We start from the raw sequence: 14,741 nt of genomic DNA, 5'->3' as shown, positions 1-14,741 counted from the left end.
TGTCATTGCAGCTCGGTATAGAGCCGGGCCAGCTTGTCCGCCTCGGCCGCCCACGAATACTTGTTCAGTACAGCCCGCTTGCCGGCCTCGCCCATCGCGTGTGCGCGTTCCTCGTCGGCCAACAGTTCGCGGATCGCCGCCGCGATCGCTGCCGGGTCCTGCGGGTCGACCAAGAGGCCGCAGCCGGCGTCGTCGACGATAGCGCGCCACACCGGGAAGTCGCTGGCGATCACCGGCATGCCGGCCGCCATGTATTCGAACAGTTTGATCGGCAGCGCGTCGACATAGTTCGGCGTCGGGAACAGCGTCACCAGCCCCACCTTGGAGCGTGCCAGCACCTCGGCGACGCCGGCGCGGTCGAGCACGCCCAGATCGTTCACCCGCGCCCAACCCTCGCTCGGCAAGAGCTTGGCCTTCAGGTCCCCCTCGCTCCACGGCCCCGCCAAGTTCAGCCGCGCGCCGGAATCCGGCAGTGCCGCGACGATGGGCTCGATGCCGCGGATGCGCGAGATGCCGCCGATGTAGCACACCTCGTTGCGGCGCGCGTCCCACGGCGTGTCGCGCACCAGCTCTTCCAGGATCGGGAAGTTGCAGATATCGACCACCCGGTTATTGAGCGGCCGGAAGCGTTCGCGGATATGCGGGGTGGAGGTGACGATGGCGTCGAAGCGGCGGACCGCGAAGTCCTCCAGCTTCTCGAAGGTGCCTGACACGGTCGGCCGCAGCGCGCCGGGGATCCAGTGCTTAGCCAAGATCTGGCGCGGCACATCCTCGTGCACGTCGTACACCACCTTGATGCCGGCCTTCTTCAGCCGCAGCGCTGCCGGGATCAGCTCCGGGTCGTGAAAGTGCGCCACATCAGGCTTCAGCGCCAGCGCCGCGTCCATCACCCGGCGCACCGTGCCGGTCATCCGCGAAAGGCGCCCGCCGCTTTTCGGGCCGACGTCGTGGATGCGCACGCCGCGGTTGATCTCGTTGCCCAGGCCGTCGGCGACGATCAGCGTGACGTCGTGACCCACGGCGGCGAGCGAGGCGCATTCCTTGACGAAGATGCGGATATCGTGGCGCGGATGCGCGCTGGTCAGGTGGGCGATTTTCATTGTTTTTGCAGCAATTCTGTATAAAGAGCGGCGAACTTCGCCATATTGTCGACGTGCAGCGCCTTGTCGGCTACCAGACTCCGGTTCAGCGCCGCGACGCGGGCCAGGCGCGCATCGTCGCCGCCGTCGCGGATCGACCGTGCCAGATCGTCGGCGAGCCGGCCCACGTCCTCGGCGATGCGGCCGTTCAGGCCGTCGATCACCCACTCCAGATTGGCCGGCAGGTTCGACAGCAGCGGCAGGCAGCCGTGCCCCATCGCTTCGAGCAGGCTGATGCTGGTCGCGTCCGAGCTCGGCACGCTGACGAACACCCGGCTGTCGCGGTAGAGCCGGCCGAGCACGTCGCTCGCGACGAAGCCGCTGAATTCGACCCGGGAAAGGCCCAACCGTTCGGCCAAGGTTTTCAGCGCGTCGGTTTCGTCGCCGCTCGCCGCCACATTCAACGACCAGTCGGCGAACTCCGGCTGCGCCTCGATTTCCGCCCAGGCGCGCACAATCGCATCGATGCGGTAGAGCTTCTTGTGCAGCCGGCAGGACAGCACCTGCTTCGGCTTGGCGGCGATGTCGGGCTCCGGCGGCAAGCTGTCGATGCCGTAGTTGAGCACCGCGAGACGCTTCACCGGCGCGAGCTCGCGGATGCGCGCCGCCATATACAGCGAATCGGAGGTGATCAGGTCGGCGGCGGCCAGATTGCTCTTCACCATCCGCGCCATCAGCGCATTCTGGCCGGGCAACAGCAGCACGTCCGAGCCCCAGGCGGTCAGCGCGAGCGGAATGCCCAGGCCGCGTACGGCTCGGCTGGCGTGCCAGGCGACGCTGTTGGCCTGATGGACGTGCACGAGGTCCGGCCGGATCTGCCTGATCCAGCCGCGCAGCTTGCCGGAACCGGCCAGCGCCGACAGCCGGAAATCGACCCGACGGGTCGCGACTAGATTGGCCGGTCGATACTTGTCCGGCACCTCGCCGTTGCACGCCAGATAGAGTTCTCGCGCGTACGGCGCGATGCCGGCGAGGTAGCGCCAGGTGTGCACCGACGCCGAACCGACGATCAGGAGCTTATCGACCACGGCGTCAGTCATGATCGGCCCACTCTTGGTAATGGGATTGGAGTTCAGGGTGTTCGGCCAACCATTTGGCATCTCCCTGACGGGTATCGCCGACCACCTTGGCCGGGTTGCCGGCGATGATCGCGAAGTCCGGGTAGCTGCCCGCCTCGACGAAGCTGTACGCGGCGACCACGCTGCCCTTGCCGATCGCGACGCCCGGCATCAGCACCGAGTGCGGGCCGATGAAGCTGTAGCGGCCGATCACGCTGGGCTTACGCAGGTAGCCGGTATGGTCGCTGTGCTCGAGGTAGGCATCGCCGTACAGGCGGATCGCCACGTGGCTCGAGTGGGTCAGCAGCGACACGTAGTTGGTGATCTGGCAGCCTTCGCCGATGGTCAGCCCGCCCGACGCGTCGATCAGGCTGAAGTGGCCGATGTAGACGTTGTCGTCGATGTCGAGCCGCAGCGGCGTCTCGATCCGGGTCATATTGCTGACGCGCACCCGATGCAGGCGCACGCCGTCATGGCGGGTGAAGCCGACCACCATGCGCGGGCCGATCAGCCCGGACAGGCGGTGGGTGATCTTGTTCCAGAGACTCATGCGCGTTGCACCGCCCGGTAAAGCCAATAGAAGTACACGATAAAGTGCGGCACCATCACCGCCGAGACGAGGCCGAACGCCGCGGTGACGCTGCCCCACAGCGTGAAACCGGCCCACAGGCTGCCGAGAAACAGCGCGTTGCCGGCGACGGCGAACGCAAACGCGGTGCGCTGGCGCTGGATCACCAGCGGGATCATCCCCAAGGGCGAAGCGACGAAATGACAGAGGATGTACGGCGAGAGCATCGCCGCCATCTCGCCAGCCGGACGCCAGGCGACGCCGAACACCAGGCCGAACAGGGTGTCCCCCCAGAGCAGGATCACCACGAACGGCGGCAAGGCCAGGGCGAGCAGCACCACCAGCGTCTTGCGATACAGCGGCAGCAGCGACTGGCCGGCATTCTTCGCCGCGGCGAAGTCGCGGTACGCCACCTGGCCGACCGCCTGGCCGACCAGCGCCGCCGGCAGCTTCAGCACCCGCATCATCAGGCCGTACAGGCCGACCGTCACCGAGCCGGACAGCATCGTCAGCAGCGTCAGCGTCAGCGTGTCGAGCAGCGCGGCGACGAAGGCGTGCGGCGCGTTGACGCGCGGAAACTCGACATAGGCGCGCGCCTCGGCGGCCATGCCGGCACGGCTGACGTCGCGGCGCCAGCCGCAGCGCTGCTTCACGTCCTGCCAGGCCTGCGCCGCGAGCGACGCCACCTGCCCGGCCAGCTGTCCGAACACCAGCCCGCCCGCGCCGGCGCCGGCAAAGCCGAGGCCGAGCTGCACGCCGGTCATGCCGATCGCCTGCGCGATCCGACCGCCGGCGTTAGCCTGGTAGCGCTGCAGCCGGTTGTTCCAGTTGGTCCACGCCTGCATAAAGCCTGCGAGCAATACCGACAGCGGCAGCAACAGCAGCCACGGCGCGAGCGTCGGCGCGCCGGCCTTGTCGGCCAGCCACTGGTGGCCGGGCCAGAACAGCAAGGCGCACGCAAGCGACAGACCCAGCGAGATCGTCAGCGACAGCCCCATCAGGTTGGCCGAACGCTTGTCGTCGTCGGGCAGCACGATCGCCATCTCGTAGCGGCCGGTGGCGAGCACCGCCAGGTTCGACAGCCAGGCGACGTACACCGCCAGCACGCCGAACTCGGCCGGCGTATACAGCCGGGTCAGCAGCGGCGCCGCGAGCAGCGGCAGAAACTGCGCGAGCGCCGCCCCGCCGGCCAGCGTCGCGACGTTACGGGCGAAGCCGCTGGCGGCCAGGTTTTTCAGACGAAGCAGCACCTGCGATCAGGCCAGCGCCTTCTTCACCGCCGCGACGACCGCATCCTGCGTCGCCTCGTCGAGGAAGGGGTGCATCGGCAGGCTCATCACCCGGCGCGCGGCCGCCTCGGCGTGTGGGAAGCTGCCTGCCGGCTGGTTCAGATGAGCGAACGCCGGCTGCAGGTTCAGCGGCACCGGGTAGTGCACCGCGGTCGGCACGCCCTGCTCCTTCAACGCCGCCTGCACCGCTTCGCGGCTGTCGATCTCGATCGTGTACTGGGCGTAGACGCTGCTCGCGCCGTCGGCCAGCACCGGCACGCGGGCGATGTCCTTCAGCAGTTCGGAATAGCGCGCGCCGATCCGTTCGCGCGCATCGACCTCGGCGGCGAAGCTCGGCATCTTCGCCAGCAGCACCGCGGCCTGGAGGGTGTCGAGACGGCCGTTCAGGCCGATGATCGGGTGGTGGTAGCGGCGGTCCTGCCCGTGGCTGCGGATCTGACGGATTTTCTTCGCCAGCTCGTCGTCGTCGGTGAACAGCGCGCCGCCGTCGCCGTAGCAGCCCAGCGGCTTGCTCGGGAAGAAGCTGGTGCTGCCTATCGTCGACAGCGCGCCGGACTTCCTGCCCTTGTAACTCGCGCCGAAGCTCTGCGCGCCGTCCTCGATCACCGCCAGGCCATGCTTGGCGGCGATCGCGTTGATCGCGTCCATGTCCGCTACTTGCCCGTACAGGCTGACCGGCATGATCGCGCGGGTCTTGGCGGTGATCGCCGCTTCGATCAGCGCCGGGTCGAGGTTGTAGGTGGCCGGGTCGATGTCGACGAACACCGGCTTCGCGCCGAGGAGCGCGATCATCTCGCCGGTGGCGATGAAGGTGAACGGGGTGGTGATCACCTCGTCGCCCGGCTCAATGCCGATCGCCATCAGCGCGATCTGCAAGGCGGTGGTGCCGTCTGACACGCCGATCGCGTGCTTGACGCCGACGTAGGCGGCAAGCTGGGCCTCCAGCTCGGCCACTTCCGGGCCCATGATGTACTGGCCGTGGTCGAGCACCGCGTGGATCCGCGCGTCGATGTCGGCTTTCAGATGCTGGTACTGGGTCTTCAGGTCGATGAAATTCATTGTGCAACACACCTTTCGGCCAACCTGGCCGCTTCGCGCGCCAGGCTCGGCGCTGTTGTCCATTTGCCCCCGAACACGGTCAGAATCCGGCCGTGGGCGTCGAATTGGTAATCGCGCAACGCGCGATTGGGGTCGTCCGCCGAGCGGATCAGCGGGCGGATGCCGGCAAAGCGGCCGACCACGTCGGCCGATGTCGCCCTTGTGCAGAAGTAATGGTTGTAGAGCACCAGCAGATAAGTCTCTTCCGCGGCGCTGCATTCGACCGGCGCGTCCGGGTCCTGGCGCAGCTCGGTGGTGCCGATCAGCGTTTGATGCTGGTACGGCAGCACGAACACCACACGGCGCTCGCCGGGCACTTCCAGCAGATAACCCTGCGACAGCGGCCGATCGAGCAGGATGTGGCTGCCGCGCACCGTGTCGAGCGCGACGCTGGCGGACAAGCCGCTGGCCTTCAGCAGGCTCTCGGCCCACGGCCCGGCGGCGTTGACGATCGCGTCGAAACGCTGCTCGGCGCCGTTCACTACCAGCGTGCCGGCCACGTCGACGCGGCTGACCGCGCAGTGTTCGCGCACCGTCACGCCGGCCTTCTGCGCCTCACCGGCCGCCCACAGGCCGAGCCGGTAGTCGTCCATCTGGCCATCAATGTAGCGGTAGCCGCCCTTGAGATCGTCGCCGCGCAGGCCGTCGGAGCCGGCGAGCAGCGTCGCCCGGCTGAGCCAGCGGTGCCGGCCCAGGCTGTGCGAACCGGCCAACAGGTCGTACAGCGCGAAGCCGGCCTTCATCAGCCAGCGGCCGCGCCGCGCACCGCTATAGACCGGCCAGACGATGGGCAAGGGTTGCGCCAGCGCCGCGTCGGGCGCGTGGTCTATCCACCAGGCGCGATCGGCGAGCGCCTTCTTCACCAGCCCGAATTCGCCGTTTTCCAGGTAGCGCACGCCGCCGTGCAATAGCTTGGACGAGGCGCGGCTGGTCGCCGACATCAGCTCTCCGCGCTCGAACAGGCTGACCGCATGCCCGCGTTCGGCCAGGGTCCAGGCGATCATCACGCCGTTGATGCCGCCGCCGACCACCGCCATTCGAGCCATGCCGCCCCCAGTTCAGCCCGGACAAGCCGCCCGGTGCAACGCTTACTCGGCCTGTTCGAGCGGGCCGAGCGGCGTGCAGTGATAGCCGCCGATCTCGTAGCGCTGGCCGCAGGCCTGGCAGGCGTGCTCGTCGATCTGCTCGGGCAGCCGCTCGCCGCAGGCGCACATCCAGCCGATCCGGCGCGCCGGTGTGCCGGCCATCAGCGCGTACGCCGGCACGTTGCGGGTGATCACCGCGCCGGCGCCGATGAAGGCGTATTCGCCGATCTCGTGGCCGCAGACGATGGTCGCGTTGGCACCGATCGACGCGCCACGACGGACCACGGTGCGGCGGTACTCGTTCTTGCGCACCACGTGGCTGCGCGGGTTGTTGACGTTGGTGAACACCATCGACGGGCCGCAGAACACGTCGTCCTCGAGCGTCACCGCGTCGTAGATCGACACATTGTTCTGCACCTTGACGTTGTTGCCGATCAGCACGTCGTTGCCGACGTAGACGTTCTGGCCGAACGAGCAGCGCTCGCCGATCTTGGCGCCGGCGCTGATGTGCACCCAGTGCCAGACGCGAGTGCCTTCGCCGAGTTGCGCGCCGTCGTCGACGATGGCGGTGGGGTGAATCGTGATATCGGTCATGGCAGGGTCACAGTAGTTGGTCTCACCGCCCGGCCAGGCCGGGCAACACACAAGGGGCTCAGTAGTCCAGCGGCAGGCTGACACGACGGCCGTCGCGTGCCGACAAATACATCGCGATCAGCAGCTCCAGCGACTTCAGGCCCTCGCGGCCGTCGGTTTCCGGGTCGGCTTCGCCGCGCATCACCTTGATCACATTGTCGTAGTAGAGCGGGTGGCCGAAGCCGTAGACGCTGGTGGTCGCGTAGCTGGCGCCCTTGATCTCCTCGTCCATCGCGTGCGGCTCGGCGAACTCCCAGTGCTGGATCTCGTTGACCGCCATGCCGCCAACCCGCACCGAGCCCTTCTCGCCGAGGATGGTGATCGAGCCTTCCAGGTTCTTCGGGTAGGTCAGCATCGTCACGTTCATGCTGCCGAGCGCGCCGGAGCGCCACTTGACGCTGACCACGCCGGTGTCTTCCACCTCGATATTGCGCGCCAGGGTGGCGGTGTACGCCTGCACGCTCTCGACCGGGCCGATCAGCCAGTCCAGCAGGTCGACGTAGTGGCTCGCCTGGTTCATGAACGCGCCGCCGTCGAATTCCCAGGTGCCGCGCCAGTCGGCCGCATCGTAGTACTCCTGCGGGCGGGTCCAGAACACGTTGACGTTGACCATATAGAGTCGGCCGAAGCGGCCCGCTTCCATCGCGCGCTTGAGCAACTGCAGCGTGTCGTTGCGGCGGTTCTGCTTGACGACGAACAGCCGTTTGCCGGCGCGGTCGGCGGCTTCGACCATCTTCAGGCCGTCCTGCCAGCGGGTCGCCATCGGCTTCTCGGTCATCACATGGAAGCCGGCTTCCGAGCAAGCCACCGACTGCGCCGGGTGCAGGCCGGACGGCGTGGTCAGGATCACGATGTCGGCGTTGCTGTGCTCGAGCAGCTCGGCGAGATTACTGTGGCCGCGCGCGCCGGTGCGTTCCACCGCGGCCTTCAGCGCCGCCGGGTCGATGTCGCAGACGTCGGTGAGCTCTACGCGGTCGGCGTGCTTTTCCAGCGCGCCGAAGTGGTTGTTGGCGATGCGACCGCAGCCGACCAGCGCGAAGCGGATCTTGCGGTCGGTGATCGGGGGATGTTGGGGGACGAGCATGTCGAGGATCCTTGTACTTAGCCACAGAACCCACAGAAACTTCGCCTATGGCTCGTTTTCTGTGGGTTCTGTGGCTAATCAATCAGTCGGCTACGGCGATCACGCCTTGACCACGTTGGCGCGCGGCGCCAGGTAGCGCCCGCGGCTGTCGACGATCAGGCTGGCGTGTTCGGCCAACAGCGCATAGTCGAACTTGTCGTGGTCGGTGGCGAGCAGCACGCAGTCGTAGCCGGCGATGTTCTCGGCGGAGAGCGCGACGCTAGCCAGATCGAAGTGGTGCTCGCGCATCTTCGGGAACACCGGCACGTGCGGGTCGCTGTACGCCACCTCGGCGCCCAGGTCGCGCAGCTTCTCCATCAGCATCACCGACGGGCTCTCGCGCATGTCGTCGACGTTCTTCTTGTACGCGATGCCGAGCACCAGAATCTTGCTGCCGTTGATCGCCTTCTTGCGCTGGTTCAGCGCCGCGGCGATCTTGCCGACCACCCAGTCCGGCATCGTGCTGTTCACCTCGCCGGCCAGCTCGATGAAGCGGGTGTTCACCCCGTATTCGCGCGCCTTCCAGGTCAGATAGAACGGGTCGATCGGGATGCAGTGGCCGCCGAGGCCCGGGCCCGGGTAGTACGGCACGAAGCCGAACGGCTTGGTCGCCGCGGCGCGGATCACTTCGTGGATGTCGATGCCCATCTTGTCGGCGACGATCTTCATCTCGTTGACCAGACCGATGTTCACCGCGCGGTGGATATTTTCCAGCAGCTTGGTCATCTCGGCGGCGCGGGTCGACGACACCGGCACCACCCGGTCGATCACCGCGCTGTAGAGCGCCACGCCGATTTCCTGGCAGGCCTCGGTGACGCCGCCGCACACCTTAGGGATGGTGCGGGTGGTGAAGTTCGGGTTGCCCGGGTCTTCGCGCTCCGGTGAGAACACCAGGAAGGCGTTGTCGCCGACCTTGAAGCCGCGCGATTCGATGCGCGGCAACAGTTCCTCGTCGGTGGTGCCCGGGTAGGTGGTCGACTCGAGCGACACCAGCTGGCCTTCACGCAGGTACGGCACCAGGCTGTCCATGGTGTCGAGCACGAACGACAGGTCCGGCTCGCGGTACTTGTTCAGCGGGGTCGGCACGCACAGGATCAGCGTGTCGGCTTCCGGCGCGCGCGCGAAGTCGGTGGTCGCCTCGAAGCCGCGCGTGCGCGCCTCGGCGATGCTGTCGGCGCTGATGTGCTCGATGTACGAGCGGCCATTGTTCAGCGCGTCGACCTTGCTCGTGTCGATGTCGAAACCGAGCACCTTGTAGCCGACTTCGGCGAAGCGCAGCATCAGCGGCAGGCCGACGTAGCCGAGGCCGACGATACCGATCACGGCGGACTTGTCCGCCACCTTCTGGAGCAGTTGCTGTTTGATCACGATAACGATCCAAAGCCTGAGAATGTCGTGGCAGCGCGCATTACGCCCGCTGCCGGATGTCGTTGCTGGCGGCAAGTGGGGTGGTTTCGGCTTCGCTGATCGGCCGCAAACCGCCGCACCGCCGCGCGGTTGACGGCGATTATACGCCGCGGGCCGCCCGCCGCGACGCCCGTGTACGAATCGTTACACCGTCAGGCGGTTGGCCGAATGCAGGTTGTTCGACTTGAGCTTGCCGACGAAGTCGCCGAACTCCAGGCCGAAGCGCGGCTCGAGCTGTTCGGCGCGCTTGGCGAGCGCGTCGAGCCGTGCCGGCGTCGGCGACTCTTTGAACGCCATCACCGCCACATTGCCGTGCGTCGACGCCGGCAGCTCGAGCACCCGGCCCTCGAACACCGACAGCAGCCGCTCGAGGAAGCTGACATAACGGATATCGCCGCTCCACCAGTTGGTGACGAACACGCCGTTCGGCGTCAGCGCGCGCCTGCAGTCCTCGAAGAACTCCTCGGTGGTCAGCGCGTCGACGATCTGGAAGCCGTCGAAGCCGTCGACCAGGATCGCGTCGGTCGATTCGCGCAGCACCTTCACGTAGTCGGCGCCGTCGCCCTCGACGATCTCGAAGCGCTCGCCCTCGTCCGGCAGCTCGAAGAACGCCCGCGCCACCGCGATCACCTGCGGGTTGATGTCGACCGCCACGCTCTTCGCATCGCGCAGGTAGAAGTCGATCCAGCGCGCGAACGAGCCGCCGCCGAGGCCGATCTGCAGGATGTGGCGAGGCGCGTCGTTGAACAGCAGCCAGCCCATCATCGAGCGGCTGTACGACAGCACCAGCCGCTCCGGGTCGTCGATGTCCATCGAGCTTTGCACCGTCTCGCTGCCCAGGTGCAGCGAGCGGATGTTGTCGACCTCGGAAATCTCCACCTCGGGCAGTTCGTCCTGCGCCTGGCGCACCCGGCGGCGGAACGGATGTCTTGCCTTACCCGCCACAGGAGCTCTCCCCAACGGTCATCGACGGCTTGCGCGAATCCAGAATGCTGATGCCGCGCAGGCCGGCCGCGCCCTCGCCTTCCGGCGGCGGATCGCGGAACTCTTCCTTGTCGAACGCCGTATCGCCGCCGGCCGCCGGCACCGCACCGGTCGCAAGGCCTGCGAAGTCGAACAGCGCGGTATCGGCCAGATGCGACGGGACGACATTCTGCATCGCGCGGAACATCGTCTCGACCCGGCCCGGGAAGCGCTTGTCCCAATCGTTGATCATCTCCTTGATCACCTGGCGCTGCAGGTTCGGCTGCGAGCCGCACAGATTGCACGGGATGATCGGGAACTGCTTCAGGACCGCATATTTTTCCAGGTCTTTCTCGCGGCAGTAGGCGAGCGGACGGATCACCATATGCCGGCCGTCGTCCGACACCAGCTTCGGCGGCATGCCCTTGAGCTTGCCGCCGTAGAACATGTTCAGGAACAGCGTCTGCAGGATGTCGTCGCGGTGGTGGCCGAGCGCGATCTTGGTCGCGCCGAGCTCGTCGGCGACGCGGTACAGGATGCCGCGACGCAGCCGCGAGCACAGCGCGCAGGTGGTCTTGCCCTCCTGCACCACGCGCTTGACGATGCTGTAGGTGTCTTCCTCGACGATGCGGTACTCGACGCCCAGCTCGGTCAAATAGGTCGGCAGCACATGCTCGGGGAAGCCCGGCTGCTTCTGGTCCAGGTTCACCGCCACGATCGAGAAGTCGATCGGCGCGGACTTCTGCAGGCCGAGCAGGATGTCGAGCAAGGCGTAGCTGTCCTTGCCGCCGGACAGGCAGACCATGATGCGGTCGCCCTGCTCGATCATATTGAAATCGTTGATGGCGTCGCCGACATGGTGGCGCAGCCGCTTGGCGAGCTTGTTCGCCTCGAAGAGTTCCTTTTTGGCCTTGGGATCAAGGCCTTGGTCGGTATCGTGCATGGGGTGCGGCTAAGAATTTGAAAAACAGGCGATTTTAGCGCAAAGCGGCGTCGATTTCAGCGCCTTGCACGCAAAAGCGCCGCCCGGCGGTGAAGCACGGGCGGCGCATCTAGCAAGCCTGGCCGAAGCGGCGGTTACAACACCACGCTGCGCCCGCCGTCCACCGCGATGATCTGGCCGGTGATGTACGGAGCGTCGTCGAGCAGGAAGCGCACGGTGCGGGCGATGTCGTCCGGCGTGCCGGTGCGCGCCAGCGGTATGCTTGCCTCGATCTGCGCGCGGCGCACCGGGTCGAAGAACGAATCGCCCTCCGGCCAGACGTTGCTGCCCGGTGCCACGCCGTTGACCCGTACCTGCGGCGCCAGCTCGATCGCCAGCGCGCGGATCAGCTGCGCGTGGCCGGCCTTGGCGAGGTTGTAGACCAGGTGCGACTTCATCGGCCGCTCGGCGTGGATGTCGACGATGCCGACGATCGCGCCACCGTTCGCCTTCAGGTGCGGCGCGGCCGCCTGGGCGAGGAACAGCGGCGCCTTCAGGTTCGAGCCCATCAGGTCGTGCCAGGCCGCCTCGCTGACCTCGCCGACCTCGGTCGGGAAGAAGCTCGACGCATTGTTGACCAGCGCGTCGAGCCGGCCGAACGCCGCCAAACTGGCGTCGACCAGCGCCAGCAAGCGCTCGGTGTCGAGCAGGTCGGCCTGCAGCACCACCGCCGAGCCGCCGCGCTGCGCGTTGAGCTGTTCGGCCAACGTTTCGGCCTCGGTACGCGAGCCGCGGCAGTGCAGCGCCAAGCGCCAGCCGTGCTGGTGCAGGTGCCGGGCGATGCCGGCGCCGACGCGGCGGGCCGCGCCGGTAATCAGAACCACCTTGTCGTGCATGGGCGATCTTTATCGTGGGTTAGCTGTTCGCGTCGAGGCAGGGCTGCAATACTTCGAGCAGCGTGCCGTGCTTGGCCGGCAGGTTGATCCACAGCCGGTAGCGCGCTCCCTTGCCGTCGGCGGCGCGCACCGAGAGGCCGAGCGCCCGCGCCTTGATCGCCGCCTTCAGCAGCTCGGGCGGCAACGTCACTACCCAGTGGAAACGATCCCCGTCGACGTGCCAGCCGCTGACGTTGATCGCGGTGAACTTGCCGTCGATGCCGATCGCGGCGAGCTTGCTCTTCTCGCCGGCCGCGCCCGGCCCTTCGAAGGCACCGAGCTTGAAGCTGCCCGACTTGGCCGGCACTTCCAGCGCCAGGTTCGGCAGGCCGGCGTCCGGCCGGCACGACCAGATCACCTCGGTGCTGTCCGACTTGAGCCAGGCCGTTTTAAGCGGATTGTCGGCGTACGGCGAACTGACCTGCCAATCGGCAGCGTGCGCGGCACCCGCCAATAGCGCGGCCCCCGCCAACAGGACACGATGCATTTTCTTCATTTTCTTCTCATCCTCGACAAATTCACCGACAATCGCGCCAGAGTATAACGGTTTACCCCCAATGAGCACGCTTCCCGCCCCGTCCGCCGACGCCCTCGCCGCCAGCCAGGCGCTGGCACAACACATCGCCGACCAGATCGCCGCCCACGACGGCTGGCTGCCATTCTCGCGCTATATGGAACTGGCGCTGTACGCGCCGGGCCTCGGCTACTATGCCGGCGGCAGCCGCAAATTCGGCGGCGCCGGCGACTTCGTCACCGCGCCGGAAATGACCCCGCTGTTCGCCCGTACCGTCGCGCGCCAGCTCGCCGAACTGCTGCCGCACACCGCCGGCACCGTCTACGAGTTCGGCGCCGGCACCGGCGCGCTGGCGGCCGACCTGTTGGCCGCGCTCGAAGAGCTCGGCGTGCCGCCGACGCGCTACTGCATCGTCGACCTGTCGCCCGAGCTGATTGAACGCCAGCAGCAGACGTTGGCCGAACGGGTGCCGCACTGGCTGGACCGGGTCGAGTGGCTGGCCGAGCTGCCGGCCGAGCTCGACGGCGTGGTGATCGGCAACGAGGTGCTCGACGCGATGCCGTGCGAGTTGCTGCATTGGGACGACGCGCCGCTGCAGCGCGGTGTCACCGTGCGCGACGGCGCCTTCGCCTGGGAAGACCAGCCGATCGCCGACGCGGCGCTCCAGGCATTGGCCGACGCGCTGCTGCCGCCGCTGCCGGGCTACGTGTCCGAAATCAGCCTGGCCAACCGCGGCTTCATCGGCGCGCTGGCCGAACGGCTCACCCGCGGCGCGATCCTGTTGTTCGATTACGGCTTCCCGGCGCGCGAGTACTACCACCCGCAGCGCCACATGGGCACGCTGATCGGCCACTACCGCCATCACACCATCGACGACCCGTTCTACCTGCCCGGCCTGATGGACCTGACCTGCCACGTCGACTTCACCGCCGTCGCCGAAGCCGGCCTCGACGCCGGCCTCGACCTGATCGGCTACACCACCCAGGCGCAGTTCCTGGTCAACGCCGGCCTCGCCGCCGAACTCGCCGCGCTCGACCCGAACGACCACGCCCGCTACCTGCCCACCGCCAGCGCGGTGCAGAAGCTGACCAACCCGGCCGAGATGGGTGAGCTGTTCAAGGCGATCGGCTTCGGCCGCGGCGTGCCGATCGACTGGGTCGGCTTCACCCAAGGCGACCGCTGCCACACCCTGTAGCACCATGACATTTCGCTGAAATGAAAATTTTTCGGCACGGGGTGTTGACAGCGAGAAGCCCGCTACGTATAGTTCGCTCCACTTCGCAGCGCCAAGCGCAGCAAGTACGGCGAATTAGCTCAGTCGGTTAGAGCGACGGAATCATAATCCGCAGGTCCGGGGTTCGAGTCCCTGATTCGCCACCAAGGATTACAAGGGGTTAGCTTCGGCTAACCCCTTTTCCGTTTCAGGCTTGTGGCGTATTTGTGCCGAGCCCCATCACCACGTCAATGGTCCGCGCATGGTCAGCCAGATTCGCTGGACTCAGATGCGCATAACGCTGCACCATCTGCACCGACTTCCACCCGCCCATTTCCTGCACCACATACAACGGTGTGCCGTTCTGCACCAGCCACGATGCCCAGCAGTGGCGCAGATCGTGCCAACGGAAGTTCTCGATGCCGGCTTCCTGGAGCGCCTTTCGCCATGCTCGGGTATTGGCGTTAGCTACGGGTTTGCCGTTGCAAGTGAACACTCGAACTGGATGCTTGTCCCGTTGGCGCAGTAACACCTCGTAGGCCGTATCATTCAAGCTCACATGATGATCAGCCTTGTTCTTCATCTGATCGCCATGAAACCAAACAACGCGGCGCTCCAAATCCACCTGCGCCCACTCCAGCTTCAGCACGTTGGACTGGCGCAACCCTGTTGCCAGTGAGAACAGCACTAACTCACGCGCATGGGGTTGCAACAACTCCAACAGCTTCCGGGCTTGTTCGGGTGTCAGCCAGCGGACCCTGCGTTTAGCTTCTTTAAAGAGCGTCACCTTGGGC

At 66.7% G+C, this 14,741-nt stretch carries 15 protein-coding genes and 1 tRNA gene; 2 read left to right on the top strand and 14 right to left on the bottom strand.

Going from position 1 to position 14,741, the window contains the following annotated elements; all coding sequences use genetic code 11:
- Positions 1-2: 2 nt before the first annotated feature.
- The 13 genes from ACZ2IA_RS17920 to ACZ2IA_RS17860 form a co-directional block, all read right to left on the bottom strand.
- Positions 3-1,100, bottom strand: a complete 1,098-nt coding sequence (locus tag ACZ2IA_RS17920; protein WP_470293956.1) for a glycosyltransferase family 4 protein — start codon at positions 1,098-1,100, stop codon at positions 3-5.
- Positions 1,097-2,179, bottom strand: coding sequence for a glycosyltransferase family 4 protein (locus tag ACZ2IA_RS17915; RefSeq protein ID WP_470293955.1), 1,083 nt, complete (start codon positions 2,177-2,179; stop codon positions 1,097-1,099). Before ACZ2IA_RS17915 ends, ACZ2IA_RS17920 begins: the two co-directional genes overlap by 4 nt.
- Positions 2,172-2,747: an acyltransferase gene (locus ACZ2IA_RS17910; RefSeq protein WP_470293954.1), complete on the bottom strand. Its 576-nt coding sequence runs from the start codon at positions 2,745-2,747 to the stop codon at positions 2,172-2,174. Before ACZ2IA_RS17910 ends, ACZ2IA_RS17915 begins: the two co-directional genes overlap by 8 nt.
- Positions 2,744-4,015: a lipopolysaccharide biosynthesis protein gene (locus ACZ2IA_RS17905; protein ID WP_470293953.1), complete on the bottom strand. Its 1,272-nt coding sequence runs from the start codon at positions 4,013-4,015 to the stop codon at positions 2,744-2,746. The genes ACZ2IA_RS17910 and ACZ2IA_RS17905 overlap by 4 nt, the downstream gene beginning before the upstream one ends.
- A gap of 6 nt (positions 4,016-4,021) precedes the next feature.
- Positions 4,022-5,113 carry a DegT/DnrJ/EryC1/StrS family aminotransferase gene (locus ACZ2IA_RS17900; RefSeq protein WP_470293952.1) on the bottom strand — a complete coding sequence of 364 codons (1,092 nt, stop codon included), beginning with the start codon at positions 5,111-5,113 and terminating at the stop codon, positions 4,022-4,024.
- A complete protein-coding gene (locus tag ACZ2IA_RS17895) occupies positions 5,110-6,198 on the bottom strand; it encodes a glycerol-3-phosphate dehydrogenase/oxidase (protein WP_470293951.1) in 1,089 nt (362 codons plus the stop codon). The genes ACZ2IA_RS17900 and ACZ2IA_RS17895 overlap by 4 nt, the downstream gene beginning before the upstream one ends.
- A 42-nt stretch (positions 6,199-6,240) precedes the next feature.
- Positions 6,241-6,831 (bottom strand): acyltransferase, encoded by a 591-nt coding sequence (locus tag ACZ2IA_RS17890; protein WP_470293950.1) that lies wholly within the window; start codon positions 6,829-6,831, stop codon positions 6,241-6,243.
- 58 nt (positions 6,832-6,889) lie between these two features.
- Positions 6,890-7,954 carry a Gfo/Idh/MocA family protein gene (locus tag ACZ2IA_RS17885; protein WP_470293949.1) on the bottom strand — a complete coding sequence of 355 codons (1,065 nt, stop codon included), beginning with the start codon at positions 7,952-7,954 and terminating at the stop codon, positions 6,890-6,892.
- Between the two features lie 99 nt (positions 7,955-8,053).
- Entirely contained in the window at positions 8,054-9,358 is a 1,305-nt protein-coding gene (locus ACZ2IA_RS17880) for a nucleotide sugar dehydrogenase (protein ID WP_470293988.1), read from the bottom strand.
- Between the two features lie 186 nt (positions 9,359-9,544).
- Positions 9,545-10,345, bottom strand: a complete 801-nt coding sequence (locus tag ACZ2IA_RS17875) for a polyamine aminopropyltransferase (protein WP_470293948.1) — start codon at positions 10,343-10,345, stop codon at positions 9,545-9,547.
- On the bottom strand, positions 10,335-11,306 hold the full coding sequence (gene ttcA, locus ACZ2IA_RS17870; RefSeq protein WP_470293947.1) for a tRNA 2-thiocytidine(32) synthetase TtcA: 972 nt from the start codon (positions 11,304-11,306) through the stop codon (positions 10,335-10,337). The genes ACZ2IA_RS17875 and ttcA overlap by 11 nt, the downstream gene beginning before the upstream one ends.
- Before the next feature lie 134 nt (positions 11,307-11,440).
- Positions 11,441-12,181 (bottom strand): pteridine reductase, encoded by a 741-nt coding sequence (locus ACZ2IA_RS17865; protein ID WP_470293946.1) that lies wholly within the window; start codon positions 12,179-12,181, stop codon positions 11,441-11,443.
- 19 nt (positions 12,182-12,200) lie between these two features.
- Positions 12,201-12,716: a hypothetical protein gene (locus tag ACZ2IA_RS17860; protein WP_470293945.1), complete on the bottom strand. Its 516-nt coding sequence runs from the start codon at positions 12,714-12,716 to the stop codon at positions 12,201-12,203.
- Positions 12,717-12,777: 61 nt separating this feature from the next.
- Here ACZ2IA_RS17860 and ACZ2IA_RS17855 point away from each other — a divergent pair, with 61 nt between their 5' ends.
- Both ACZ2IA_RS17855 and ACZ2IA_RS17850 read left to right on the top strand, forming a co-directional pair.
- Positions 12,778-13,929, top strand: coding sequence for a class I SAM-dependent methyltransferase (locus ACZ2IA_RS17855; RefSeq protein ID WP_470293944.1), 1,152 nt, complete (start codon positions 12,778-12,780; stop codon positions 13,927-13,929).
- Positions 13,930-14,037: 108 nt separating this feature from the next.
- Positions 14,038-14,114: transfer RNA gene (locus ACZ2IA_RS17850), tRNA-Met, on the top strand.
- A gap of 41 nt (positions 14,115-14,155) precedes the next feature.
- Here ACZ2IA_RS17850 and ACZ2IA_RS17845 read toward each other — a convergent pair.
- On the bottom strand, positions 14,156-14,741 hold a 586-nt coding region (locus tag ACZ2IA_RS17845; protein ID WP_470293943.1), incomplete at its 5' end, for a site-specific integrase.

The organism is Crenobacter sp. CS_VA4 (assembly GCF_055597485.1).
This window is presented reverse-complemented; position numbering and strand designations above follow the sequence as displayed.